Genomic DNA, 25,140 nt, shown 5'->3' with positions numbered 1-25,140 from the left:
GAACTGTTGCAGATTCGTCGCAGATTCGACTCAGATAAGCCGCACGGACCCGATCCGCGGAACCGAGGAATTCACCATGAGTGCAGTGCTTGACCACCCGACCGGTCACGTTCATGACCATCATGACGATCACCATGCGCCGACGGGCTGGCGTCGCTGGGTCTTCGCCACCAATCACAAGGACATCGGCACCCTGTACCTGCTGTTCAGCTTCACCATGCTGATGGTCGGCGGGATTCTGGCGCTGTGCATCCGTGCCGAGCTGTTCCGCCCCGGCCTGCAGTTCTTCAATCCGGAGCTGTTCAACCAGTTCACCACGATGCACGGGCTGATCATGGTGTTCGGCGCGATCATGCCGGCCTTTGTCGGCTTCGCGAACTGGATGATCCCGCTGCAGATCGGCGCCTCGGACATGGCCTTCGCGCGGATGAACAACTTCAGCTTCTGGCTGATGATCCCTGCGGCGCTGATGCTGGTCGGCTCGTTCTTCATGCCCGGTGGCGCCCCTGCGGCCGGCTGGACCCTGTATGCGCCGCTGACGCTGCAGATGGGCCCGTCGATGGATGCCGGCATCTTCGCCATGCACATCCTCGGCGCGTCGTCGATCATGGGCTCGATCAATATCATCGTGACCATCCTCAACATGCGTGCCCCCGGCATGACCTTGATGAAGATGCCGATGTTCGCCTGGACCTGGCTGATCACCGCCTACCTGCTGATCGCGGTGATGCCGGTGCTGGCTGGCGCGATCACGATGACGCTGACCGATCGCCATTTCGGCACCAGCTTCTTCACTCCGGCCGGCGGTGGGGACCCGGTGATGTACCAGCACATCTTCTGGTTCTTCGGTCACCCCGAGGTCTACATCATGATCCTGCCGGCGTTCGGCATCATCAGCCAGATCGTTCCGGCCTTTGCCCGCAAGCGCCTGTTCGGTTATGCCTCGATGGTGTACGCGACCGCCTCGATCGCGATCCTGTCCTTCATCGTGTGGGCCCACCACATGTTCGCCACCGGCATGCCGGTGACCGGGCAGCTGTTCTTCATGTACGCGACCATGCTGATCGCGGTGCCCACCGGCGTGAAGATCTTCAACTGGCTGGCCACCATGTGGCGCGGATCGATGACCTTCGAGACCCCGATGCTGTGGGCCATCGGCTTCATCTTCGTGTTCACCATGGGCGGCTTCACCGGCCTGATCTGCGCGGTGGCACCGGTGGACATCCAGATCCAGGACACCTATTACGTCGTCGCTCACTTCCACTATGTGCTGGTGGCGGGCTCGCTGTATGCGCTGTTCGCCGGCGTCTACTACTGGGGGCCGAAGTGGACCGGTGTGATGTATTCGGAGACCCGCGGCAAGATCCATTTCTGGGGCTCGCTGATCTTCTTCAACATCACCTTCTTCCCGATGCACTTCCTCGGCCTGGCCGGCATGCCGCGCCGCTATGCCGACTATCCGATGCAGTTCGCCGACTTCAACGCGCTCGCCTCGATCGGCGCCTTCGGCTTCGGCTTCATGCAGGTGTACTTCTTCCTGTTCGTGGTCATCCCGATGATGCGCGGACAGGGCGCGAAGGCCCCGCAGAAGCCGTGGGAAGCGGCGGAAGGCCTGGAATGGGAAGTGCCGTCGCCGGCGCCGTTCCATACCTTCGAGAACCCGCCCAAGCTGGACGTGACCGCCACCAAGGTGATCGGCTGACGCCATGGCGATGACCCCGGATCAACGCAAGAGCAACCGCCGGCTGGCCCTGATCCTGGCGAGCGTCGCGGCGGTCTTCGCGATCGGCTTCGTGGCCAAGATCGTGCTGCTCGGCGCGGCGTGAGGACCGCATGAGCCGCCTTCCCACCGCCGCCGCCTGGCTCCGCAGGGACAACCTGCGGATGATGGGCAAGCTGTTGGTGGTGGTCGTGGTGATGTCGTGCTTCGGTTATGCGCTGGTGCCGATGTACCGCGCGATCTGCACGGCGCTGGGGATCAATGTGCTGTCGCTGGCGGAGCGCCAGCATGTGGTCAAGGCGACCGACCTGCGCAACACGCAGATCGACTACAGCCGCAAGATCACCATCGAGTTCGATGCGAACGCACGCGGTCCGTGGGACTTCAAGCCGGCCAAGCGTTATCTCGAGGTGCACCCGGGCGAGCTGACGACGGTGATGTACACCTTCCAGAACAGCCAGACCCGTCAGATGTCGGCCCAGGCGATCCCCAGCTATGCGCCCAAGCAGGCCACGGCCTATTTCAACAAGCTGGAGTGCTTCTGCTTCAATGAATACACGCTCAAGCCCGGCGAGCAGAAGGAATGGCCGGTGGTGTTTGTCATCGATCCGAAGCTGCCCCGCGATGTGAAGACGATCACCCTCTCCTACACCTTCTTCGAGGTGGCGGGGAAGGGGCATGCGCAGGCCATCGCGGTGCCGGCCGCGCCGAAGGAGCCGCGCACGTGAACGCGCCGGACGAATCGGGACAAGGGCTGAGCGATCGCGCCACGCGCGAAGCCGCGTCGGCTGTCGGCGAGGACGAAGGCCTGTCACGCGTGGTGCAGCGCAAGGGCTCGTTCTGGGGCACTTTCAGGGCGGTGGGCTGGTCCTTCTTCGGCGTGCGCCAGGGGGCCGGTTATGAGAAGGATGTGTCGCAGCTCAATCCGCTGCATGTGATCGCGGCCGGTGTGCTGGCCGCGGCGCTGTTCGTGCTGGGATTGGTGCTGTTGGTGAATTGGGTGGTGGGCAGCGGCGCGGCCAGCGGCTGAACCTGGGTTCAGCGGCGTGACGGGCGGGCGTGTTCACCGGGCGCGTTCGAAGCGAAGGACAGACCGATGCATCGGTGTCATCGCCTCGGACGAGCCGCAGGACCACGGTTGGAGACGAGGTGAGGTCGAGGCGTCGAGGTCGGGCGCCCGGCGATCACCGGGATTGAGCATCTGAGTTCGAGGAGAGACAGGCATGTCGGCAGCGACGACTCACGGGAACACCCCTTACTACTTTGTGCCCGGACCTTCCCGGCACCCGGCCATGGCCGCTTTCGGCCTGTTCTGGGTGATCCTGGGCGCGGGGCAATGGATCAACGGCCACGGCTGGGGCGCCTGGTCGCTGCTGTTCGGCCTGCTGTGGTGGGCCTTCACCCTCAAGCAGTGGTTTGGCGACGCCATCCGCGAAAGCGAAGGCGGTCTGTACAGCGACCGCATCGACGCCTCGTTCCGCTGGAGCATGGGCTGGTTCATCTTCTCGGAGGTGATGTTCTTCGCCGCCTTCTTCGGTGCGCTGTTCTGGTCACGCGGCTACAGCATTCCGACCCTGGGCAGCCTGGACAACGCGCTGCTGTGGCCCGACTTCAACGGCCTGTGGCCCAGCAACGCGCCAGGGTCGACGGCCTCGCCCGCGGGCACGGTGGAAGCCTTCGCGATCATGGGTCCATGGCCCATCCCGACCATCAACACCGCGCTGCTGCTGACCTCCGGCGTCACGCTGACCATTGCGCACCATGCGCTGATCGCGGGCCATCGGGCGCGCACCATCGCCTTCATGTGGGCGACGGTGTTGCTGGGCATCGTGTTCCTGGGCTTCCAGGGTTACGAGTACCACCATGCCTACGAAGACCTCAACCTGAAGCTGAACTCCGGCATCTACGGCTCCACCTTCTTCATGCTGACCGGCTTCCACGGCTTCCATGTGTTCGTGGGCATGCTGATGCTGCTGTTCATCACGCTGCGGTTGATGAAGGGCCACTTCACGCCGGATCGCCACTTCGGCTTCGAAGGCGCGGCCTGGTACTGGCACTTTGTGGACGTGGTCTGGCTGGGCCTGTATGTGATCGTCTACTGGCTTTGACCGGCACCGCACGGCCCCGGCCGTGACGCCCCACGAAAAAGCGCCGCTCGACGCGGCGCTTTTTGTTGTGCGGATCGGAGCGAATCGTGTGGTGTCGGGTCGTGCCAGGCCGTGCCGTGCCGAGCCGAGCAGTGGCAGTGGCTGTGGCAGTGGCAGTGGGGTGACCCTGCTTTGCCGCACTGCGGCGGGGTCAGGGTGATCGCCTGCCCGCGCCCTCCACCAGTGGCTTCAGTGCGAGACTGGCAGCCCGGTGGGCTTGATCCATCCCATGTAGGCACTGAACAGGATGATGAGGAACAGGGCCACCGACAGGCCGACCCGCAGCGCCAGCGCGCGGGCCATGCTGGCCTTGCCTTTCTGGCGCCTCAGCATCAGGACCCCGGCGCTGAACAATGCACCGAGGATGCCGATGAACGCGACGATGACGATGATCTTCATGGCGAACGATTATTCCACCTCCCCCCTGGCGATGCGCGTCCATGGCTGAGCGCCGTCGATGGCCGGTGCTGGTGGCCAGCGTGATCGGTGTGGCGGTCACCGTGTCGCTGGGCGTGTGGCAACTGGATCGGGCCGCGCAGAAACGCGCGATGCAGCAGGACATCGACCAGCGGGCCGAACTGCCGCCGCTCTCTACCGCCGAGCTGCCCGCCGCGGACCGGTCGTTGCCGCAGGCCCTGGTCCATCGCGTGGCGCGGCTGGAGGGCCGCTGGGATGCCGCGCACACGGTGTACCTGGACAACCGACCGATGGACGGCCGCGTCGGTTTTTTCGTGCTCACGCCGCTGAAACTCAAGGGCCGCGACGACGCGGTGCTGGTGCAGCGCGGCTGGGTGCCGCGCCATGCCGCGCAGCGCGAGGCCTTGCCGCCGATCGTCACTGCGCCGGGCGATGTCCGCATCGAGGGACGGCTGGCGCTGTCGCCCTCGCGCGCCTATGAACTCGGGCAGGGCGTGGGGTCAGGCCCGATCCGGCAGAATGTCGATCTGTCGGCTTTCCAGGGTGAATCGGGCTTGCGCCTGTTGCCACTGGTGCTGCTGCAGACAGAGCCGGCGCACGAGCCCGGCGCTGCTGCTCGCGCGGCAATGTCCGACGGCCTGTTGCGTCACTGGCCGCCGCCGACCGTGGATCTCCACAAGCACTACGGTTATGCCTTTCAATGGTTTGCGCTCGCTGCGCTGATCCTGGGTCTTTATGTCTGGTTCCAAGTCCTCGCCCCTCTCCGGAGAGACCGCCGCCGACGCGATGCCCGCGACGCCGATGCCACCTGAGGGTCCGGTGACCCTGTCGGTGCACAGCATGCCGATGCCGTTGGCGCCCATCGCCAGCGATGCGCCGCGACGCGCCCGTTGGCAGATGTGGCTGGTGCTGCTGGTCTGCGCTGCACCGGTCATCGCCTCCTACTTCAGCTTCTATGTGCTGGACCTGCGCGGCAGTGCCTACAGCGAGCTCATCACGCCGACGCGCGATCTGCCTGCCGATCTGCCGTTGCGCACGCTGGCCGGGGAGCCGGTCCGTGCGGAGTCGCTCAAGGGCCAATGGCTGCTGACCTATGTGCCGGACGCCGGCGCCTCCTGTGCCGACGCCTGCGAGCGCATGCTGTTCATGCAGCGTCAACTTCGCCAGATGCTCGGCAAGGACCGCGATCGGCTCGACAAGCTGGTCCTGCTGCCCGATGAGCTGGTGCTCACGCCGGCGCAGCTCGACGCGCTCACCCAACAGGGCGTCCCGGTGACGCTGCTGCGCGCGCCTGCGGCGGCGTTGCAGGCCTGGCTGATGCCGGCACCGGGGCATCGCATGGGCGAGCATCTGTTCCTGATCGATCCCTTGGGCCGCTGGATGATGCGCTCGCCCGCCCAGCCCGATCCGGCGCGATTCAAGAAGGATCTGGAGCGGCTGATGCGTGCCAACGCCGGCTGGGATCGGCCCGGTCGGTGACCGCAGCGCCCCTCGATCTCTCATTGCGGAACGACAAGGACTCTCTGCTGCTATGACTGGCCTGGCCAACGGATTCGATTTCGGCCCGCTGCTGCAACTGCTGGCAATGGCCGCCTTGATCGGCGGTGCCGCGTTGCTGTGGTGGCATCTGCGCCAGCGCAGTGCCACGCCGTCGCAGCGACTGCGCGCGCTGACGGTGCTGACGGTGTTTCTCACCTTCGACCTGATCCTGGTCGGCTCGTTCACGCGACTCACTGACTCCGGATTGGGCTGCCCGGATTGGCCGGGCTGCTATGGCAGCGCGTCGCCGCTTGGGGCACGCGATGAGATCCATGCGGCCCAATCCGCGATGCCCACCGGCCCGGTGACCCATGGCAAGGCCTGGGTGGAGATGATCCACCGCTATCTGGCGAGCGGGGTCGGTTTCCTGATCCTGGTGCTGGCGATTCAGAGCTGGCGACTGCGCCTGGCAGCGCGACGAGCCGCACGGGCAGGGGCAGCGGCTGACGATCGCCTGGCCGGCGGGACGGTGCCGTCACCGTGGTGGAGCACGCTGTCCCTGGTCTGGGTGCTGGTGCAGGGACTGTTCGGCGCCTGGACGGTGACGATGAAGCTGTTCCCAGCCATCGTGACCAGCCATCTGCTGTTGGCGCTGGGGCTGCTGATGTTGCTGGCGTGGCAGGCGGAGGCGTATGCCCCGCGGCCGCTGCGCGCCTCGCACGCCCTGCGGCGCGGCATGGTGGCCTTTACCGCGCTGGTGATCGTGCAGGTGGCGCTGGGCGGCTGGGTCAGCACCAACTATGCGGTGCTGGCCTGCCGGGATTTTCCGACCTGTCAGGGACAATGGTGGCCCGCGACGGACTTCGAGCACGGCTTCACCCTGTGGCGTGAGTTGGGCCGCGGCGCCCATGGCGATTGGTTGCCCTTCGAGGCGCTCACCGCCATCCACCTGACCCATCGCATCGGCGCGCTGATCGTGTTCGTGGCCCTGTTGGCGATGGCGGCTGCGTTGTGGCGGCTGGATGGCGGCGCGCCGGGGCAGGCGCGAGTGGCGTCGCCGGCCATCGGTGCGACCGAAGGCATCGGCAGGCCCGTCCGGACCGGCCGGACCGGCATGAGCGAGGGCCGCCGCTGGGCGCTGCGCTTGCTCGCCGTGGGCGGCTGGCAGGCGGCGACCGGGCTGTCGAATGTCGTGCTGGGATGGCCGCTGGTGGCGGCCGTATCCCATACCGGCGGCGCTGCGGCGCTGTTGTTGATCTGTTCCCTTGTGCTGGCGCGTTTGCGTGCCGGCGCGCTGACCGTGAGTTCGAGATGACGTCCGCGACCCATGCTGCCCTGCCTTCGCGCTGGTGGCAGTTCTATCAACTGACCAAGCCGCGCGTGGTGCAGCTGATCGTGTTCTGCGCGGTCATCGGCATGGCGCTGGCGATTCCCGGCCTGCCTCATGGCGAGGAATGGATCAGGCTGATCGCCGCCACGGCCGGCATCTGGCTGGTGGCCGGTGCGGCCGCTGCCTTCAACTGCCTGATCGAACAGCAGATCGACGCCAAGATGAAGCGCACCGCCTGGCGCCCGACGGCCCGCGGTGAACTGAGCCGGCGTGACACGCTGCTGTTCTCGGCGCTGCTGTGCGCCTGCGGGTCAGCGGTGCTGTTCATCTGGGTCAATCCGCTGACGATGTGGCTGACCTTCGCCACCTTCGTCGGTTATGCGGTCATCTACACCGTGGTGCTCAAGCCGATGACGCCGCAGAACATCGTCATCGGCGGCGCTTCCGGCGCGATGCCGCCGGTGCTCGGTTGGGCGGCGATGCGCGGCGATCTGGGCGCGGAAGCCTGGCTGATGTGCCTGATCATCTTCCTGTGGACGCCGCCGCATTTCTGGGCCCTGGCGCTCTACCGCAGCGAGGACTACCGCAAGGCCGGCCTGCCGATGATGCCGGTGACCCACGGCAACGCGTTCACCCGGCTGCAGATCATGCTCTACACCTGGGTGCTGTTTGCGGCGACCTTGCTGCCCTTCCTGATCGGCATGAGCGGCTGGCTCTACTTGGCCGCGGCCGTGGTGCTGGGATTGATGTTCTGCCACCATGCGTGGCGACTGTGGCGCGCCTATTCGGAAGCGTTGGCGCGACGCACTTTCATGTTCTCGCTGGTGCATCTGTCGCTGCTGTTTGCAGCGCTACTGCTGGATCACTATCTCAGCCCGTGGCTGGGTTGAGGTCTGCTCGGTCCGCGAGGCTCCTGCGACGCTTCTCTTGCGGCGTTCTTCTCATCTTCTGTCCAGGCCCTTCGCCATGATCTCGAGACGTTTGATCTGCTTCACCGCCCTGACCGGCGCCGCCCTGCTCACCGGGTGCGACAAGCTTGGCTTCACGTCGGCGCCCAAGGCCAGCTTCCAGGGCGTGGACCTGACCGGTGCCAACTACGCCCGCGGCTTCAACTTGCCCGACCAGGACGGCAAGATCCGCACGCTGGAGGATTTCAAGGGCAAGGTCGTGGTGGTCTTCTTCGGCTTCACCCAATGCCCGGATGTCTGCCCGACCACCCTGCAAGAGCTGGCGGAGGTCAAGCGCGCGCTGGGCGCTGATGGCGACCGGTTGCAGGCCGTGTTCATCTCGGTCGATCCGGAACGGGACAAGCCGGAGATGCTGAAAGCCTACATGGCCAACTTCGATCCGGGCTTCGTGGCCTTGCGCGGGTCGCCGGAGCAGGTCAAGGACGTGGCCAAGGAGTTCAAGGTTTACTACGCCAAGGTGCCGGGAAAAACCCCTGACAGCTACACCATGGACCACACCGCCGCGAGCTTCCTGTTCGATCCGCAGGGCCGGGTTCGGGTGTTCTCGCGTTACGGCGCGGGCACGCAAGCGCTGATGAGCGACATCAAGACGCTGCTGGCAGGGCAGTGACGGATCGGGGCCGGCCAGCTCGGCCGGCTCGGCCAGACGGGCATGACGGGCCAGACGGACCCGATCGGTTCGATCGATGAATGGCCTCACCCTCGTCTCCGCCCTGGCCCTCTCCCTTGGTTTTGCGTTTGCGTTTGCGCTCCTTGGCGTCCGGAAGGCAGAGCACGTTGTCGACGACATCACCAGCGAAAAGACGAAGGCCCCGCATGGCGGGGCCTTCATTTTTTGAAGTGATGTCGCAGTGAGCGCGGCGGGCAGGCGATGCCCCTTTGCGCGGACTGCGGTGACCGCTCAGGCGGTGACCGCGACGTCCTTGGCCGCCTTCTTGGCCGCTGCCGGCTTGGCGGCCGGCGTGGCATCGCCGACCATGGCCTTGCGCATCTTCTTCATCGCGGCGACTTCGATCTGGCGAATCCGTTCAGCCGAGACGCCGTACTCCGAGGCCAGCTCATGCAGCGTCATGCCGCCGGAACTGTCATCGTTCACCTTGAGCCAGCGCTCTTCGACGATGCGACGGCTGCGCGGATCCAGCACCTCCAGCGCCTGGTTCAGGCCGTCGGTGGCCAGACGGTCCCGCGAACGGGCATCCAGCACCCGGGTGGGCTCCTGCGAGTCGTCCGCCAGGTAGGCGATCGGGGCGAAGGTTTCGGAATCGTCGTCGCCTTGCGGCTCCAGCGCGATGTCGCCACCGGAGAGACGGGTTTCCATCTCCAGCACTTCCTCGCGCTTGACGTTCAGCTGCTGGGCGACCAGATCGATCTCGCTTTCGGTCAGCGAGGCGCGTTGCTGGTGGTCCGAGCCTTCCTTCAGGCTGTGCTTCATCGAGCGCAGGTTGAAGAACAGCTTGCGCTGCGCCTTGGTCGTCGCGACCTTGACCATGCGCCAGTTCTTCAGGATGTACTCGTGGATCTCGGCCTTGATCCAGTGCATGGCGTAGCTGACCAGGCGCACGCCTTGGTCCGGATCAAAGCGCTTGACCGCCTTCATCAGGCCGACATTGCCTTCCTGGATCAGGTCGCCCTGCGGCAGGCCGTAACCCAGGTATTGCCGGGAGATCGACACCACCAGACGCAGGTGCGAGAGCACCAGCCGACCGGCCGCTTCGACATCGCCCTGCGCGCGCAGGCGCTTGGCGTAATCCTGTTCCTCCTCGAGCGTCAGCATCGGCAAGCGATGGACGGCCGAGATGTAGGCATCCAGGTTCCCCAGCGATGGCACCAGGGACCAGGGATTGCTGATCTTCAATGCATGGCTGTTGGACATGGCTTCAGTTCTCCTGGCCAAAGAATTTGGCGTTGGAGAGAATATTAGCACTCATGGCAATTGAGTGCTAAAGCCGTGCAACGAGCTTGACCAAGTGTAGGGCTGCTGCCGAAGATGTGGGCGCATGCTCACGTTTCAAGCCCCGCAGATGCTGTGGGGCAGGGCAAATCGAAGCGAAAGGTGGATCCGACGCCCGGCGTGCTGGTGACCTCAAGCCGGCTGTCCATCAGCTCCAGCAAGCGCTGGGTGATGACCAAACCGATGCCGGTGCCCTCGATGCCGCTCACCTCACGCCCCAGCCGGTTGAACGGCTGAAACAGCTGCGCCAACTGGGTCTCGGTCAGGCCGGCACCGGTGTCGGCCACGCTGAGATGCACGCGCTCGCCGCGCCGCTCGGCCCGCAGCCGGATCTCGCCGCCTTCGCGGTTGTACTTGATGGCGTTGCTGAGCAGGTTGGTCAGCACCTGGCGCAGGCGGGTGGCGTCGGCCCGGACCTGGCTGGCGTCCTCGTCGAGCTCGACCTCCAGGCGGATGTGTCGCCGTTGACGCTGGGTCTCCACCATCGCCAGGCTGTCCGAGACGATCCCGTCCAGCGCCAGGTCGTCGATGCGCACCCGCATCTGGCCGACCTCCAGCCGCGACAGGTCCAGGGTGTCGTTGATCATCGCCAGCAGATGCCAGCCGGACTGCTGGATGCGCCCCAGCCAGTCGCGCTGTCGGGCGGTGAGCGAGGCCTCCGGATCCACTTCCAGCAGCTGCGCGAATCCCAGCATCGCATTCAAGGGCGTGCGCAGCTCATGGCTCATCCGCGAGAGGAATTCGCTCTTGGCCCGATTGGCCGCCAGCTCGGTCTCATGTTCCAGCTCCAGCGCTTCCAGCCTCAGCTGCTCGCCGATGTCCTCCACCACGCCCACCAGGCGATGGGGCTCGCCGTTGGCGTCCCGCAGCAGGCTGACGGTGCTTCTCACCGTGATCACCTGACCCTCTTTGCCGATGTAGCGCTTGATCCGGCTGTAGCGGTCCAGGTCGCCCCGCAACAACGCGGTGCCCAGCCGGTTGTCTTCGGCGCGGTCATCCGGATGGGTGATCTTGAGGATGGATTTCTCCTTGAGTTCCTGCGCGGTGTAGCCCAGCAGTTGGCAGAAATACGGGTTGATCTCCTGGGGCCTCGCCTTGAGGTCGGCAAAGACGACACCGACCGGCGCGTGCTCGACGATGCTGCGAAACCGCTCCTCGCTTTCGCGCAGTCGGCGGGTGCCTTCATCGACCAGTTGCGCCACCCGGGCGGCGCGGCCGGTCACGATCAGCAGCAGCATGCCGAGCAGGCCGGTCCCGAACAGTCCGGCCAGCGCGAAGGGCAAGCTGGCGCTGCGGTCCGGCGGCGGCAGGCCTTGCGGCGCATAGACCACCAGGCGCCAGTCCCGTCCCGCAAAGTCCAGTGACCGCTCCAGATGCGGCAGGCTGTCCGGCAAGGCCGCACAGCGCGGATCCCCGGCGATCAGCGGTCGCGCGACCCCCGGGGTGTCGTCCAGCAGGCAGAAGTCCAGCATCGGTGCGGTGGGCGCCTCGCCCTGGTGCTCCAGCGCCGCAGCAGGTGAGGACATGGCATGCGCACCCGCGGCTGGCGCGGAGGCCGGCGCGCTCGGCGCGGTGTGATGCGCCTGCGCGGCCATGGCTTCGCGCAGCAGCAGCTCGGGGCGGAGCGTGGCGAAGGTCAGGCCGTGCAACTCGCCTCGGGGGTCTGCGCCCTGTGAGGCGGCCGGCTCTCCTCGCAGGGCGCGGTAGACCACCACGCCGATGGCGTGGGTGCCGGTGTCCTGGGACAGCGGGAACGCCTCGCTCGCCTGCGGCAGTCCGGAAGCGATCGCCAGATCCTGCGCGGTGCGCGACTGCGGAATCGCACGCACATTGACGCCCAAGGCCCCGCGATTGCGCGTCCAGGGCACGATCAGCCGGACCACCATCAGGTCGTCCTGAGCATCGATGGGAAGGTCGCCCGGGCGCTGACGCTCACGGACCATGAAGTCGGGGTAGTCCTCCTGTCGGGCAGCGCGCTCGAAGGCATCGCGCTGGGACGGCGTGACCCGGGCGATCCAGCCGAGCGCATAAACGCTTTCGTTGTCGGAGACGCGTTCCGCATGAGCCCGCTCGAACTCGGCCCGGCTCAGATGCGGTGCCACCCGCAGCACGCTGTGGTTGGCGTCCAGGGCGACCAGCGGGCGGCGCAGCGCTTCGCCCAGGCTGTCGAGCCCGAGTTCGGCCGCTACCTCGAAGCTGTGTCGCTGCCGATTGTCCTCATTGCGGGCGATGTAGAACGCCGCCGCGCTGAGCAGGGCGCAGGCGCACAGCAAGGGCAGCGCGACCGCCAGGCGGCGCGGTGCCCAATGGGCACGTGGCAAGCCGAACAGGCTGAGGGCGATCGGGGCCGCCAGCAGCACCCCGATCGCATCGCCGATCCACCAGGACAACCAATGGGCGGCCACCTGGGCGTCGGTGATGGTGGCTGAGAGCCACAGCGTCGTGGTCGCCACCGTGGGGCTGATCAGGCAAGCCAGGCCGGCGATCGCACCGAAGAATCGCAGCAGTTCACGAGGCTCGGTCAAGCGCGGCTGTGGCCCGACCCACCGACGCGCCAGCGCCGCACCGAGACCGGCCTGCGAGGCGGCGCCGAAGGCGATCACGACGGCAGTCATCCACTGGATCTGCCCGCGCGAGGCGGCGAGCGTCATCGTGACGAAGAAGCTCCCGAAGGCCACGCCCGGCAAGACACCGGTCCCCCACCGCAGGGCAGCCGCCACTGCCAGACCGGCGGCCGGATAGACCGGTGCGGCAAAGTCCTGCGGCAGGATCAGGCGCAGCGACGCAATGCCCAGCGCGGTGTAGCCCATGGTCAGCACCAGATTGACCGCCAGCAGGAGAGCCCAGGACGACCCACGCCCCACAGCGGGCGGCATCGTCACCGAATCCTCTGAGGAGGGGGCATCGCGCATGCAACCAGCCTACCCGGGGTGTGCGCATGGCGAAAAGAAAAAAAGCCCGGCAGGTGCCGGGCTTTCCCTAGTGGTGCGCAGGGGTGGGACGGCGCTACGCCAGCGCCTGGGCTGCGGCGAGACGCCTAATCGGCGTCATCACCTGCCCGCCCCGATCAGACGTTAAAGAGGAAGTTCAACACGTCGCCATCCTTGACGACGTATTCCTTGCCTTCGGCCCGCATCTTGCCGGCGTCCTTGGCCCCTTGTTCGCCCTTGAACTGGATGAAGTCGTCGAAGGCGATGGTCTGGGCGCGGATGAAGCCGCGTTCGAAGTCGGTGTGGATCACGCCGGCCGCCTGCGGGGCGGTGTCGCCGATGTGGATGGTCCAGGCACGGACTTCCTTCACACCCGCAGTGAAATAGGTCTGCAGACCCAGCAGCTTGAAGCCGGCGCGGATCAGGCGGTTCAGGCCCGGCTCGTCCTGGCCCATCTCGGCCAGGAACATCGCGCGGTCTTCATCGCTCATTTCCGACAGCTCGGCCTCGGTCTTGGCGCAGATGGCCACCACCGGACCGTTCTGGGCGGCGGCGTATTCCTTCAGCCGGTCCAGGAAGGGGTTGTTCTCGAAACCGTCTTCGGCCACGTTGCCCACGAACATCGCCGGCTTGGCGGTGATCAGGCACAGCGGCTTGAGGATGACCAGCTCTTCCTTGCTGAAGTCGATGGTGCGCACCGGCTTGGCCTGGTCCAGCGCCGCCTGGCACTTCTCCAGCACCTTCACCAGGGCGATGGCTTCCTTGTCGCCGGCACGGGCCACCTTGTTGTAGCGGTGCAGGCTCTTTTCCACCGTGCCCAGGTCGGCCAGGCAGAGTTCGGTCTGGATGACTTCGATGTCGGCGATCGGGTCGACCCGGCCGTTGACGTGGATCACATTCGGATCCTCGAAGCAGCGCACCACGTTGACGATGGCATCGGTCTCGCGGATGTGCGAGAGGAACTGGTTACCCAGACCTTCACCCTTGGACGCGCCCGCCACCAAGCCGGCGATGTCCACGAACTCGACGATGGCCGGGACGATGCGCTCGGGCTTGACCACTTCGGAGAGCTTGCCCAGACGCGGATCGGGCAGTTCCACGATGCCCACATTGGGCTCGATGGTGCAGAACGGATAGTTCTCGGCGGCGATGCCGGCCTTGGTCAGGGCGTTGAAGAGGGTGGACTTGCCCACATTGGGCAGACCCACGATGCCGCATTTGAGGCTCATGGTTGGACTTTCGGGTGATCCGGGAGATGCTTGTGGGCCAGCGGCGACGCCTGCAGGCGAAAGAAGCCGGCATTTTAAGCGGCGCTGGAAACCGCGGGGACCGGGCTGCCTACAATCCCGTTCCATGGAAAAGTTTGACGTGCTGGTCCGCGGCAGTGGCTGCGTCGGTCGCAGCCTGGCGCTGGCGCTGGGTGCCCGCGGGTATCGGGTCGCGCTGCTGGCCCGGCCCGGCGCCGCGCCCAAGCCGTCGGGTGACGTGCGTGCCTATGCGCTGAATGCGCAGTCGGTGCGTCTGCTCACCCGTCTGCGGGTCTGGGAAACGCTGCCCGAAGACGCCCGCACCCCCGTGCATGACATGCGAGTGATGGGCGACCGCGCCGGCGCCGCACTGCATTTCAGCGCCTGGGAGCAGGGCGCCGGTGAGCTGGCCCACATCGTCGACGCCGCCGCGCTCGAAGACCAGCTCGATGCCGCGCTGCGTTTCGCCCCCCATGTCCAGCAGGTCACCGCGCCGGTGCCCGCCACGCTGCAGGCCCTCTGCGAAGGCCGCGATTCCGCCACGGCCGCCGAACTCGGCGTCCGCTACGAGCGGCACGATTACGGCCATCTCGGCGTAGCGACCCGCCTGGTGGCCAGTCAGCCGCATCACGGGCAGGCGCTGCAATGGTTCCGCTCGCCGGACATCCTGGCCCTGCTGCCGTTCGATCGACCGGAGCCGGGGCACAGCTACGGCCTGGTGTGGTCGCTGCCCCGCGAGCGTGCCCAGGCCATGTTGGCGGCGGGCCCCGCCGAATTCGAATCCGCGCTGTTGGAGGCCACCGGCGGTGCGGCCGGCAGTCTCAAGCTTGCTGGTGAGCGCCAGGCCTGGCCGCTGCAGCTCGTGCGGGCGGACCGGCTCTGCGGCCCCGGCTGGGTGCTGCTGGGGGATGCCGCCCATCTGGTGCATCCGCTGGCCGGCCAGGGCCTGAACCTGGGCCTGGCGGATGTCGAATCCTTGCTGGAGGTGATCGCCGCGCGCGAAACCTGGCGCGGCCTGGACGATGAGAAGCTGCTGCGTCGCTATGAGCGGGCCCGCATCGCGCCGACTTGGGCGATGGGGGAGCTGACGGACGGCCTGCTGCGTGGCTTTGCCAGCCAGGCGCCGGTGATCGCGCGATTGCGCAACGAGGGACTGCGCCTGGTCAATCAGGCCGGTCCCATCAAGAAATGGCTGACCGCTCGCGCGCTCGGCCGCTGACCCCATGCCCCATCCCATGAAGACATCCTTCGCCCTGCTGGCCGCCGCGCTGGCCCTGTCCGGCTGCACCGCGCAGGCCAACGAGGACACGATCCGCAAAAACCTGGGCGCCCAGTTGCCCAAGGAGATCAAGCTCGACGAGATCCGCCCCAGCCCGGTCGCCGGCCTGTGGGAGGTGCGCATCGGCTCCGAAATCCGCTACACCGACGCCACCGGCCAGTTCCTGATCGAGGGCGAGATCCTCGATCTCAAGAACCGCCGCAACCTGACCCAGGACCGGGTGGCCAAGATCACCGCGGTCGATTTTTCGACCCTGCCGCTGAAGGACGCCATCGTCTGGAAGAAGGGCGACGGCAAGCGCCGCATCGCGGTCTTCGCCGATCCGAACTGCGGCTACTGCAAGCGCTTCGAGCGCTCGCTGCAGGACGTCAACAACATCACCGTCTACACCTTCGTGCTTCCCATCCTGGGCGGCGACTCGCCGGACAAGTCCCGCGCTGCCTGGTGCGCCAAGGACAACACCGTTGCCTGGCGCGATTGGATGCTCAGCGGCACCACGCTGCCGCGGCCTGACGCCAAGTGCGACGCGGCCGCCATCGACCGCAACATCGAACTCAGCCGCCGCCTGCGCGTCAACGGCACGCCGGCCATCGTCTTCGAGGACGGCACCCGCGCGCCGGGTGCGCTGTCGGCCGAGCAACTCGAGCAGCGGTTGCAGTCGATTTCCGCTGGCGCTGGCGCTGCGCCGGCCGCCGCCGGCAAATCGTGAGTGACGCGGTGACCTCGCGCACCGTGGCGCCGCTCAATCCGGTCGCGCTGCGGCTGGGTTATGCCGGGCTGATTCCGTTCATCCTAGGCGCGATCCTGGTGTGGCTGGTGCGCGCGGATGCGCACCCCTACGTCACCGACGGGCTCTCGCGTTATGCCGCGGTGGTGATCTCGTTCCTGGGGGCGATTCACTGGGGACTGGGCTTTCGCCAGACCGTGCCGTCCCCGGCGCCGTTTGTCTGGGGCATCGTGCCTGCGCTGCTGGCCTGGGTGGCCTGCATCATGCCGCCCTATGCGGGGCTGGTGGTGCACGGCGTGCTGCTGATCGCCTGCTACCTGGTGGATCGCCGCACCTATCCCGGCCTGGGCGCCGGCCCCTGGCTGACGCTGCGCTTCCGCCTGAGCGCGGTGGCGTCGCTGTGCTGCTTCATTGCCGCCCAAGGCACCTGAGCGACACGAAGAACGCCCCGCTTCGTCCTGTGGACTGGGCCCGACCGGCCAAGACTTGTTAGTCTTCCGTCATGATCCATTACCGCATTGCCATCGCCGACCTTCACGCGCATCGCTTCGAGGTCACCCTGACCGTGCCGGCGCCCGCCGCCCGGCAGGTGCTCAGCCTGCCGGTGTGGATTCCCGGCAGCTACCTGGTGCGCGAGTTTTCGCGCCACCTGGGCCAGGTCTCGGCCCGGCAAGGCAGTCGCGAGGTCGCGGTTCACCAGACCGCCAAGAACCGTTGGGAGTTCGACTGCAGCGGTCGCGGTGCGCTGGTGATCAGCTACCCGGTCCATGCTTTCGACACCTCGGTCCGGGCGGCCTTCCTGGATGCCCAGCGCGGCTTCTTCAATCCGAGCTCGTTGTGCCTGCGGGCGCACGGCAAGGAATCCCTGGAGCACCGCATCGAGCTGGCGGATCTGCCGTCTTCCTGGTCGGTGGCCACCGGCATGGACCGTCTGAACGAGAAGGCCGATGCCGCCTCGGAAAGCGGCGAGGGCGGGTCTTGGCTGTTCAAAGCGGCCGATTTCGATGAGATGGTCGACCATCCGTTCGAGCTCGGCAGTTTCTGGCGCGGCGAGTTCATTGCCGGCGGTGTGCCGCATGAGTTCGTGGTGTCCGGCGCCTTGCCGGTGTTCGATGGTGAACGGCTGCTGCGCGATGCCCAGCGCATCTGCGAAGCGCAGATCGCCTTCTGGCATTGCCACAAGAGCAAGCCGCCCATGGACCGATATGTGTTCCTGCTCAACTGCGTGGACGACGGCTACGGCGGTCTCGAGCATCGCGCCAGCACCGCGCTGATTGCGGCACGGCGTGATCTGCCGCGGCTGGGCCAGCCGGAGACCAGCGATGGTTATGTCAAGCTGCTGGGCCTCATCAGCCACGAGTACTTCCACACCTGGAACGTCAAGCGGCTGCGGCCGGATGTCTTCGAGCATTACGACTACGAACAGGAGAACTACACCGAGCTGCTGTGGTTCTTCGAGGGCTTCACCTCGTATTACGACGACCTGTTCCTGGTGCGCAGCGGCCTGATCGACGAGGCCCGCTACCTCAAGCTGATTTCCCAGACCTTCACCCAGGTGCTCGGTGCGCCGGGTCGCAAGCACCAGAGCGTGGCACGCTCCAGCTTCGAGGCCTGGACCAAGTACTACCGGCAGGACGAGAACACGCCCAACGCGGTGGTGAGCTACTACGCCAAGGGGTCGATGGTCGCCATGGCGCTGGACCTTTCGCTGCGCAGCGCCGAGCGTGCCAGCTCGCTGGACGAGTTGATGCGGGCCCTGTGGCGCGACAGCGGCGGCGGGCCGATCAGCGAAGCACGCATCCTGGCGCGCCTGACCGAACTCGGCGGCGAGCCCTTGGCCCAGACGCTGTCGACCTGGGTCCATGGCACCGACGACCTGCCGCTGCCGCCCTTGCTCGAGCGCATGGGCGTGCGTTGGGGGACCGACAAGCCCACGCTGGCGCAGCGACTGGGCCTGCGGGTGGCCGAGTCCGACGGCGCCCTGCTCATCAAGCAGGTGCTGCTTGAAGGCGCCGGTCTGGAGGCCGGCCTGAGCCCGGGCGACGAAATCGTGGCCTGCAATGGATGGCGGGTGCGCAAGCTTGATGACCTGGTGCTCACCCTTGACCATGTCGAGCCGCAGCGGCTGTCGCTGCTGGTGTCTCGCGATCAGCGCATGCTGAGCTTGTCGCTGCGCTTGCCGTTGCACGACAGTGCGGCCAAGCCGGTCACGCTGGGCCCGTTGGACAAGGCGCCGGCCCGCGCGCAGGGTCTGCGTCGCGCATGGCTGGGCAGCTGAAGCGCGTCGGCCCCGTCCCGCTGACGGCGCTCGCAGCGCTGACGCTGCTGGTACTGGTTCTGCACCTGTGGCTGCTGCGCGGCGCGCAGCAGCTGCATGACGCGCTCTTGCCCGAGTTGCCGGAGCCCGATCGGCTGAAGGCGGCATTCGTGCGGGAACTCAAGCCCGCCGCGCCGCCCACGCGTGCGGCGCCCACGCCCAAGCCGGGAACGCCCAAGCCGGGAACGCTCAAGCCGGGAACGCTCAAGCCGGGTACGCCCGAGGCTCCGCCCCGCCGCTTCAACCCGGTGCTTCCGCCGGCCGCCATCGGAGACGGCGCGCCCGCACCGCTGCCACGTGACGTCGCCGCAAGCGATCCGCCACCGGTCGTGGAGGCCTTGGCTGCGCCGCCGGCGCTGGCGGTGTCGGATGCGGTCGGTGACTGGGTGCCGGGGCTGGAATGGCCGCTGTCCACCGAGCTGCGCTATCAGCTCACCGGCTTCTATCGGGGCGCGGTCTACGGTCAGGCGCGGGTGCAATGGTTGCGCGAGGCGTCGCATTACCAGGTGCACCTGGATGCGGAGATCGGTCCTTCCTTTGCGCCGTTGATGTCGCGCCGGATGAGCAGCGATGGCGAAGTCACCCCGATCGGGCTGGTGCCGCGTCGCTACGACGAGCAGACCGGCGGCCTGGCCGGCAGCAAGCGCCGCAGCACGCTGGTGTTCGAGAACAGCGGGGTGCGTCTGGTCGACGGCCGTCGTGAGCCGGTGGCGGACGGCACCCAGGATGCGGCCAGCCAGTTCGTGCAGCTCACCTGGATGTTTCTCACCGGCCGCCATGCCGCACAGCCGGGCTGGCAGGTGCCGATGTCTCTGGCGCTGCCGCAGCATGTGCACCTGTGGCGCTATGAGGTGGTGGCCCAGGAAGACGTCCAGACGCCGATGGGGCCGATTCCGGCTTGGCACATTGATTCGCGGATGGACGACACCCGCGGCGACATGCAGGCCGAGATCTGGCTGGCGCCGTCGCTGCAGTACCTGCCGGTGCGCATCCGCATCTGGCAGAACCGCGAGGGCGGCGACCCGACCCACCTGGACCTCGTGCTCAAGCAGCCGCCGCTGCAGGCGATGGCCCCGGCGACGCTGCCGGCGGGTGCGGCTTCCGGTGTGTCGGCGCCTTCCGGTGGCGCGTCGCCTTGATGCGGGTGCTGGTCGGTTCCATCCCGATCATCCCGGAACCGTGACTGAACGAGCGACCCACTGCGTCGCTCTATAGTTGCCGCCACCGATTCGCGCTTGAACGCGAACACCATTCCACCCCGGACGGCCCGCATGGCCGCCGCACAGGAGACTTCCTCATGTCCGCAGCTTCCCTGGTCGACGTCGCTTTCGAGAACATCCTGGTCGAGATCGTCGGCACTGGCGATCGCAAGACCGGTGTGATCCGACTGAATCGCCCCAAGCAACTCAATGCGCTCAGCGATCCGCTGATGGATGAGCTGGGTCGTGCGCTGCTGGCCTTTGATGCGGACGACGGCATCGGCTGCATCGTGCTGACCGGCAACGAACGGGCGTTCGCTGCGGGTGCGGACATCCCGACCATGGCGCCGCACACCTTCATGTCGGCCTTCAAGAACGGGTTGATCTCGAAGAACTGGGAAACCATCCTGCAGGTGCGCAAGCCGGTGATCGGCGCGGTGGCGGGCTTTGCGCTGGGCGGAGGCTGCGAGCTGGCGATGATGTGCGACTTCATCATCGCAGCGGATTCGGCGCGCTTTGGTCAGCCGGAGATCAAGCTGGGCGTCATTCCCGGCGCGGGCGGCACCCAGCGCCTGCCGCGCGCGGTGAGCAAGAGCAAGGCCATGGACATGCTGCTCACGGCCCGCATGATGGATGCGGCCGAGGCGGAGCGCGCCGGGCTGGTGTCCCGCGTGGTGCCGGCGGATCAGATGATGACGGAGGCGCTGGCCGCAGCCGAAACGATCAACGGGTTCAGTGGTCCGTCGACGATGCTGATCAAGGAGCTGGTCAACCTGGCCTACCAAGGGCCGTTGACCGACGGTGTGGCGGTAGAGCGCCGCTACTTCCATGCGCTGTTCGGCAGTGACGACCAGCGCGAAGGCATGGCGGCGTTTCTGGCGAAGCGGCCGGCGGTGTTTCAGCACAAGTGATCGGTGCGCCCTGCCAGACGCCCGAAGCTGGCAGTTCAGCGTGGTCCGAACGGGGCGTGGATGGCTTGTGCCGCGGTGACGATGGGGATGTCGTTGAAGTGCTTCATCGACAACAAGTCGTCATCGCCTGTGACGATGAGATCTGCTCGTGCAGCCAACGCGCAAGCCAATACCGCATCGTCATCCGCGTCGCGACACATTGGATGCGCCAACCTTCGGGCAGTGACCAGCGTGCACAGCCGCCTGTAATGCGCCACCAGTTGCGCAGGGGTCATTCCGGTGGCGGAGACATACCGAGCCAGCTTTTTCTTACCCAGCGTGGCCTCAAGCTCGTCCAGCAGCACTCGGCTGGTGAAGAGCAGAACGGCCTCTTCAACGGCTGCTTCAATCACGCGCGCGGGCGTCCCCGAGCCGATGAAGGCCGACACCAGCACATTGGTGTCGACGACCCAACGCGCGCATGAAGCCATCAGATGCCAGCGCTTCGAGCCTTGCGTTCCTGGCGCACCGCTTTGACTTCGGTATCAATCTGCTTCATCGAAAGCGGTTTTGTGTCGAGTTTCGCTCTCGTCGCTCCGGTGAGAAGGGCTTGGCCGGCTCGGCGTCGCATCGCGTCCTTGAGCATCTCACGCAAGGCTTTCGGCGTCAGCAGCCCGGCGGCCAACGCTTCGCGCGCGAGTCGGTCAGGAAGATCCAGCTTGAATTCCAAGGTCGTCATGACGGTTGCTCCTTCTAAACCCTGCAATACACGCCCCAATTATGAGCGAGGGCATTGCGTCCGAATTGGCGTCGGCATTGGTCTTCACTGACAATTTCGGACATTGACGGCACGGCATCGTTGATCCTCCCTAAAGGGTGATGCCCACCGCCACCGGCGATTGTTGACGATCCATGAACGGACCTTTGCTCGTTCCCTGGTGTTTCCCCTAGGCGGTGATCCCTACAGTTCGATCCATGGACGACGCTTGGAGTGCGGAGTCCGGTGCAACGAACCGCATAGGAAACCGCCATGAACACCCTGAACCTCACCCTGAGCAAGATCACCCTGGTTGCCGCCGCTGTGCTGTCCGCCAGCGCCGCATTCGCTGCCGAGCCGGTCGAGAAGACCCGCGAGCAAGTGATTGCCGAGCTGCAGCAAGCCCGCGTCTCCGGCGAAGTCGCCTCGCTGAGCGCCGAGCAAGCGGGCGTCGGTGGACTGAACAACGGTCTGACCGCACCGACGTCGGCGCAGATCGCTGCGAAGAAGACGCCCGAGACGGTCGCCGTCAAGAAGGGCAATGCCAGCGAGCTGGCCAACGCCAACAAGTAAATTGCCGACGCGCAGGCCGCGTGGCCGCGACACACACCGCTCAGGTGGAGGTCGGGTCAGCGACAGCGAAAAAAAGGGAGACCGCACGGTCTCCCTTTTCTTTTGCCTGGTTGGATGACGTCGCTGATGACGCAGCCAGCCGGCTGGTCGCCGCCGCTGGGGCCGGCGCCGGCGCCGGCACCGGCACCGGCGCGGCGATGCTCACTCCACCCGACGCAGCGCCGGGAACAGGATGATGTCGCGGATCGACGGGCTGTCGGTGATGAGCATCATCAGCCGGTCGATGCCGATGCCGCAGCCGCCGGTCGGCGGCATGCCGTATTCGAGCGCGCGGATGAAGTCGGCGTCGAAATACATCGCCTCTTCGTCGCCGGCATCTTTGTTGGCGACCTGCGCCTGGAAACGGGCCGCCTGGTCTTCCGCATCGTTCAGCTCGGAGAAGCCGTTGGCGTACTCCCGGCCGGTGATGAACAGCTCGAAGCGCTCGGTGATCGCCGGATTCGCATCCGAGGCACGCGCCAGCGGCGAGACCTCGACCGGGTAGTCGATGATGAAGGTCGGCTCCCAGAGTTTTTCCTCCACCACCGCTTCGAACATGCCGAATTGCAGCTCCGACAGGCCCCAGTGCTTGGGCGCTTCCTCGCCGTGCTGCTTGAGCTTGTCGCGCAGCACCGCAGCGTCGTCGGCCTCGGCGGCTGTCAGGCCGCCGTGAACGATCAGCGATTCGCGCACCGACAGGCGGGTGAAGGGCTTCTCCAGATCGACCGGCTTGTCGGCATAGGTGACCACGGCGCTGCCGGTGGCGGCCCGGGCGGCGTGGCGGATGACTTCCTCGGTGAAGGTCATCACCTCGTGATGGGTCCAGTAGGCCGCATAGAACTCCATCATCGTGAACTCGGGGTTGTGCCGGACACTGATCCCCTCGTTGCGGAAGTTGCGGTTGATCTCGAACACCCGCTCGAAACCGCCCACCACCAGCCGCTTCAGATACAGCTCCGGCGCGATGCGCAGGAACATCTCCTGGTCCAGGGCGTTGTGATGGGTGATGAACGGCTTGGCATTGGCACCGCCCGGGATCGGGTGCAGCATCGGGGTTTCGACTTCCAGGAAGCCGTTGTCCACCATGTAGCCGCGGATCGACGACACCGCCTTGGACCGCGCCACGAAGCGGGTGCGGGCCTTGTCGTCGGTGATCAGGTCCACATAGCGCTGACGGTACTTCTGTTCCTGATCCGTCATGCCGTGGAACTTGTCCGGCAGCGGACGCAGGCTCTTGGTGAGCATGCGCAGCGTGGTCACCTTGACCGACAGCTCGCCGGTGCGGGTGCGGAACAGCGTGCCCTCGGCGCCGAGGATGTCGCCCAGGTCGAAGTGCTTGAAGTCGTTGTAGACCTCTTCGCCCAGCGCGTCCTTGGACAGGAACAGCTGGATCGCGCCGGTGGCGTCATGCAGCGTGGCGAAACTGGCCTTGCCCATGATGCGCTTGAGCATCATCCGGCCCGCGACAGTTACCGCCACGGCCTGCGGTTCCAGTTCCTCATTGGTCAGCTCGCCGTACTGCTGCTGCAGCGGCAGGGCGCGGTGCTGGGGTTTGAAGTCGTTCGGGAAGGCAGCGACGCCCTTGGCCTTGGCTTTTTCGCGGATCGCGGCGAGTTTCTCGCGGCGTTCGGCAATCAGCTTGTTTTCGTCTTGCGCAGGCGCCGCGGGCGCGGCGTCGGTATGGGGGGCTTGGGGCTGGCTCATCGTGGACTCGTTAAAGCTGGGCGCGATTTTAGGGGGTTGTGCCCCTCCTGCCGCTCGCCTGTCGGACGGGCGGGCATTTCCCGGCGCAGGAACCGGCATTTGCGCTCGTAAAATCCGGCCCTTCGCCCGCCATCGCGCGCGGGCCTTTGCGAATGCCGCACCCATGCCTCAGTTCCCCATCCTGGACCGCCCGGTCCGCATCGCCCTGGTCGGCTGCGGCCGAATCTCCAAGAACCACTTCGAGGCCCTGACCCGGCACCAGGGTCGCGCCGAGCTGGTGGCCGTCTGCGACACCCGGCCCGAGTCGCTCGCCGCCGCCGTGGCCCAGACCGGCGTGGCCGGCTTCGACTCGCTGGACGCCTTGCTCGCCGGCTCCGATGCCGACCTGATCGTGCTCGGCACGCCGAGCGGCCTGCATGCCCAGCAGGCCATCACCGCCGCGCGTGCCGGCCGCCATGTGCTCAGCGAGAAGCCGATGGCGACCAAGTTCGAGGAAGGCCAGGCGATGGTCCGCGCCTGCCGCGACGCGGGCGTCAAGCTGTTCGTCGTCAAGCAGAACCGGCTCAATGCCACGGTGCAGCTGGTGAAGAAGGCGCTGGACCAGGGACGGTTCGGGCGGATCTTCATGAGCACGGTCAATGTGTTCTGGACCCGCCCGCAAAGCTATTACGACGCCGCTCGCTGGCGCGGTCGCTGGGACATGGACGGCGGCGCCTTCATGAACCAGGCCAGCCATTACGTCGATCTGCTGGACTGGCTGGTCGGACCGGTGGACAACGTGCATGCCTACACCGCCACGCTGGACCGCGACATCGAAGCCGAAGACACCGGCGTGATGAGCCTGCGCCTGCGCCATGGCGGCCTGGCCAGCATCAACGTCACGATGCTGACCTATCCGCAGAACCTGGAAGGCTCGATCACCATCCTGGGTGAGAAGGGCACGGTGAAGATTGGCGGCACGGCGGTCAACAAGATCGAGCACTGGGCCTTTGATACGCCCCATCCCGACGATGAGCTGGTGAAGAACGCGAGCTACGAGACCACCAGCGTGTATGGCTTCGGTCATGCGGCGTATTACGACAATGTGATCCAGACCTTGCGCGGTGAGGCGCAGGCGCAGGTGGACGGCTATGAAGGCCTGCGCTCGCTGGAACTGCTGGTGGCCTGCTACCGCAGCGCCCGCGACGGCCAGCGGGTCGGGCTGCCGCTGGTGTTTTAGGCCCCCCCCTACCGCCTTACGGCGGCCCCCCCAGGGGGGCGAGCAGGAGCCCGGCAGAGCCGGATCTCCGTGCTCTGCTTGAACGGCGGCCGCTCTTTGAGCGGGCCTCTTTGGTGGGATGCTCGTGGCGGGGCGCTGGTAGTGGGGTTGCTGGGGCGAGCAGGAGCCCGGCAGAGCCGGATCTCCGTGCTCCGCTGGGTTTAGGCTCCCCCCTACCGCCTGACGGCGGCCCCCAGGGGGGCGAGCA

26 protein-coding genes are annotated in these 25,140 nt (G+C 66.5%); 19 read left to right on the top strand and 7 right to left on the bottom strand.

Annotation, left to right across the window (positions count from 1 at the left end; translation table 11 throughout):
- The first annotated feature begins 76 nt into the window (after nucleotides 1-76).
- The 5 genes from ctaD (at nucleotide 77) to N4261_RS22220 (ending at nucleotide 3,828) form a co-directional block, all read left to right on the top strand.
- Nucleotides 77-1,702, top strand: a complete 1,626-nt coding sequence (ctaD, locus tag N4261_RS22240; protein ID WP_261757431.1) for a cytochrome c oxidase subunit I — start codon at nucleotides 77-79, stop codon at nucleotides 1,700-1,702.
- A gap of 10 nt (nucleotides 1,703-1,712) precedes the next feature.
- Nucleotides 1,713-1,826 (top strand): cytochrome oxidase small assembly protein, encoded by a 114-nt coding sequence (locus N4261_RS22235; protein ID WP_261757430.1) that lies wholly within the window; start codon nucleotides 1,713-1,715, stop codon nucleotides 1,824-1,826.
- Between the two features lie 7 nt (nucleotides 1,827-1,833).
- A complete protein-coding gene (locus N4261_RS22230; RefSeq protein ID WP_261757429.1) occupies nucleotides 1,834-2,448 on the top strand; it encodes a cytochrome c oxidase assembly protein in 615 nt (204 codons plus the stop codon).
- Entirely contained in the window at nucleotides 2,445-2,750 is a 306-nt protein-coding gene (locus N4261_RS22225; RefSeq protein ID WP_435531967.1) for a DUF2970 domain-containing protein, read from the top strand. Before N4261_RS22230 ends, N4261_RS22225 begins: the two co-directional genes overlap by 4 nt.
- Before the next feature lie 193 nt (nucleotides 2,751-2,943).
- Nucleotides 2,944-3,828, top strand: coding sequence for a cytochrome c oxidase subunit 3 (locus N4261_RS22220; RefSeq protein WP_261757428.1), 885 nt, complete (start codon nucleotides 2,944-2,946; stop codon nucleotides 3,826-3,828).
- A 228-nt stretch (nucleotides 3,829-4,056) separates the two neighbouring features.
- Here the strand turns inward: N4261_RS22220 and N4261_RS22215 are convergent, their stop codons facing one another.
- Nucleotides 4,057-4,266, bottom strand: coding sequence for a DUF2909 domain-containing protein (locus N4261_RS22215; RefSeq protein WP_261757427.1), 210 nt, complete (start codon nucleotides 4,264-4,266; stop codon nucleotides 4,057-4,059).
- 41 nt (nucleotides 4,267-4,307) lie between these two features.
- On the opposite strand from N4261_RS22215, the gene N4261_RS22210 reads away from it, so the two are divergent.
- The 6 genes from N4261_RS22210 to N4261_RS22185 all read left to right on the top strand — a co-directional run bounded on the left by N4261_RS22210 (nucleotide 4,308) and on the right by N4261_RS22185 (nucleotide 8,900).
- A complete protein-coding gene (locus N4261_RS22210) occupies nucleotides 4,308-5,096 on the top strand; it encodes an SURF1 family protein (protein ID WP_261757426.1) in 789 nt (262 codons plus the stop codon).
- Nucleotides 5,086-5,763: an SCO family protein gene (locus tag N4261_RS22205; RefSeq protein ID WP_261757425.1), complete on the top strand. Its 678-nt coding sequence runs from the start codon at nucleotides 5,086-5,088 to the stop codon at nucleotides 5,761-5,763. Before N4261_RS22210 ends, N4261_RS22205 begins: the two co-directional genes overlap by 11 nt.
- Nucleotides 5,764-5,815: 52 nt before the next feature.
- A complete protein-coding gene (locus N4261_RS22200) occupies nucleotides 5,816-7,078 on the top strand; it encodes a COX15/CtaA family protein (protein WP_261757424.1) in 1,263 nt (420 codons plus the stop codon).
- The gene (gene cyoE, locus N4261_RS22195; protein WP_261757423.1) at nucleotides 7,075-7,983 is read left to right on the top strand and encodes a heme o synthase; all 909 of its coding nucleotides are present in this window, start codon (nucleotides 7,075-7,077) and stop codon (nucleotides 7,981-7,983) included. Before N4261_RS22200 ends, cyoE begins: the two co-directional genes overlap by 4 nt.
- Before the next feature lie 76 nt (nucleotides 7,984-8,059).
- The gene (locus tag N4261_RS22190) at nucleotides 8,060-8,671 is read left to right on the top strand and encodes an SCO family protein (protein WP_261757422.1); all 612 of its coding nucleotides are present in this window, start codon (nucleotides 8,060-8,062) and stop codon (nucleotides 8,669-8,671) included.
- Nucleotides 8,672-8,747: 76 nt separating this feature from the next.
- Nucleotides 8,748-8,900 carry a hypothetical protein gene (locus N4261_RS22185; RefSeq protein WP_261757421.1) on the top strand — a complete coding sequence of 51 codons (153 nt, stop codon included), beginning with the start codon at nucleotides 8,748-8,750 and terminating at the stop codon, nucleotides 8,898-8,900.
- Nucleotides 8,901-8,962: 62 nt separating this feature from the next.
- On the opposite strand, the gene rpoH is transcribed toward N4261_RS22185, so the two are convergent.
- From rpoH to ychF, 3 genes are all read right to left on the bottom strand, one after another.
- Nucleotides 8,963-9,934, bottom strand: coding sequence for an RNA polymerase sigma factor RpoH (gene rpoH / locus N4261_RS22180; RefSeq protein WP_261757420.1), 972 nt, complete (start codon nucleotides 9,932-9,934; stop codon nucleotides 8,963-8,965).
- 128 nt (nucleotides 9,935-10,062) lie between these two features.
- The gene (locus N4261_RS22175; RefSeq protein ID WP_261757419.1) at nucleotides 10,063-12,924 is read right to left on the bottom strand and encodes an ATP-binding protein; all 2,862 of its coding nucleotides are present in this window, start codon (nucleotides 12,922-12,924) and stop codon (nucleotides 10,063-10,065) included.
- Between the two features lie 155 nt (nucleotides 12,925-13,079).
- Nucleotides 13,080-14,171 (bottom strand): redox-regulated ATPase YchF, encoded by a 1,092-nt coding sequence (gene ychF, locus N4261_RS22170; RefSeq protein WP_261757418.1) that lies wholly within the window; start codon nucleotides 14,169-14,171, stop codon nucleotides 13,080-13,082.
- Nucleotides 14,172-14,295: 124 nt separating this feature from the next.
- On the opposite strand from ychF, the gene N4261_RS22165 reads away from it, so the two are divergent.
- The 6 genes from N4261_RS22165 (at nucleotide 14,296) to N4261_RS22140 (ending at nucleotide 20,622) form a co-directional block, all read left to right on the top strand.
- A complete protein-coding gene (locus N4261_RS22165) occupies nucleotides 14,296-15,408 on the top strand; it encodes an FAD-dependent monooxygenase (RefSeq protein WP_261757417.1) in 1,113 nt (370 codons plus the stop codon).
- 16 nt (nucleotides 15,409-15,424) lie between these two features.
- Nucleotides 15,425-16,177, top strand: coding sequence for a DsbC family protein (locus N4261_RS22160; RefSeq protein WP_261757416.1), 753 nt, complete (start codon nucleotides 15,425-15,427; stop codon nucleotides 16,175-16,177).
- An 8-nt stretch (nucleotides 16,178-16,185) separates the two neighbouring features.
- Nucleotides 16,186-16,626 carry a DUF3429 domain-containing protein gene (locus N4261_RS22155; RefSeq protein WP_261757415.1) on the top strand — a complete coding sequence of 147 codons (441 nt, stop codon included), beginning with the start codon at nucleotides 16,186-16,188 and terminating at the stop codon, nucleotides 16,624-16,626.
- A 71-nt stretch (nucleotides 16,627-16,697) separates the two neighbouring features.
- Complete coding sequence (locus N4261_RS22150; protein WP_261757414.1) at nucleotides 16,698-18,473, top strand: M61 family metallopeptidase; 1,776 nt, start codon at nucleotides 16,698-16,700, stop codon at nucleotides 18,471-18,473.
- Nucleotides 18,458-19,651 (top strand): DUF3108 domain-containing protein, encoded by a 1,194-nt coding sequence (locus tag N4261_RS22145; protein ID WP_261757413.1) that lies wholly within the window; start codon nucleotides 18,458-18,460, stop codon nucleotides 19,649-19,651. Before N4261_RS22150 ends, N4261_RS22145 begins: the two co-directional genes overlap by 16 nt.
- 158 nt (nucleotides 19,652-19,809) lie before the next feature.
- On the top strand, nucleotides 19,810-20,622 hold the full coding sequence (locus N4261_RS22140) for an enoyl-CoA hydratase (protein WP_261757412.1): 813 nt from the start codon (nucleotides 19,810-19,812) through the stop codon (nucleotides 20,620-20,622).
- A 35-nt stretch (nucleotides 20,623-20,657) separates the two neighbouring features.
- Here the strand turns inward: N4261_RS22140 and N4261_RS22135 are convergent, their stop codons facing one another.
- Nucleotides 20,658-21,092, bottom strand: coding sequence for a putative toxin-antitoxin system toxin component, PIN family (locus N4261_RS22135; protein WP_261757411.1), 435 nt, complete (start codon nucleotides 21,090-21,092; stop codon nucleotides 20,658-20,660).
- The gene (locus tag N4261_RS22130) at nucleotides 21,092-21,340 is read right to left on the bottom strand and encodes a hypothetical protein (protein WP_261757410.1); all 249 of its coding nucleotides are present in this window, start codon (nucleotides 21,338-21,340) and stop codon (nucleotides 21,092-21,094) included. The genes N4261_RS22135 and N4261_RS22130 overlap by 1 nt, the downstream gene beginning before the upstream one ends.
- 291 nt (nucleotides 21,341-21,631) lie before the next feature.
- Between N4261_RS22130 and N4261_RS22125 the strand changes: the two genes are divergently transcribed.
- Nucleotides 21,632-21,931 carry a DUF4148 domain-containing protein gene (locus tag N4261_RS22125; protein ID WP_261757409.1) on the top strand — a complete coding sequence of 100 codons (300 nt, stop codon included), beginning with the start codon at nucleotides 21,632-21,634 and terminating at the stop codon, nucleotides 21,929-21,931.
- 201 nt (nucleotides 21,932-22,132) lie between these two features.
- Here the strand turns inward: N4261_RS22125 and lysS are convergent, their stop codons facing one another.
- Complete coding sequence (lysS, locus tag N4261_RS22120) at nucleotides 22,133-23,674, bottom strand: lysine--tRNA ligase (RefSeq protein WP_261757408.1); 1,542 nt, start codon at nucleotides 23,672-23,674, stop codon at nucleotides 22,133-22,135.
- Between the two features lie 163 nt (nucleotides 23,675-23,837).
- On the opposite strand from lysS, the gene N4261_RS22115 reads away from it, so the two are divergent.
- On the top strand, nucleotides 23,838-24,893 hold the full coding sequence (locus N4261_RS22115; protein WP_261757407.1) for a Gfo/Idh/MocA family protein: 1,056 nt from the start codon (nucleotides 23,838-23,840) through the stop codon (nucleotides 24,891-24,893).
- Nucleotides 24,894-25,140 lie beyond the last annotated feature (247 nt).

It is taken from the genome of Roseateles amylovorans (genome assembly GCF_025398155.2).
Lineage (GTDB): Bacteria > Pseudomonadota > Gammaproteobacteria > Burkholderiales > Burkholderiaceae_C > Roseateles > Roseateles amylovorans.
The sequence above is the reverse complement of the archived record's forward strand: the minus strand, read 5'-3'. Positions and strand labels throughout refer to the sequence as shown.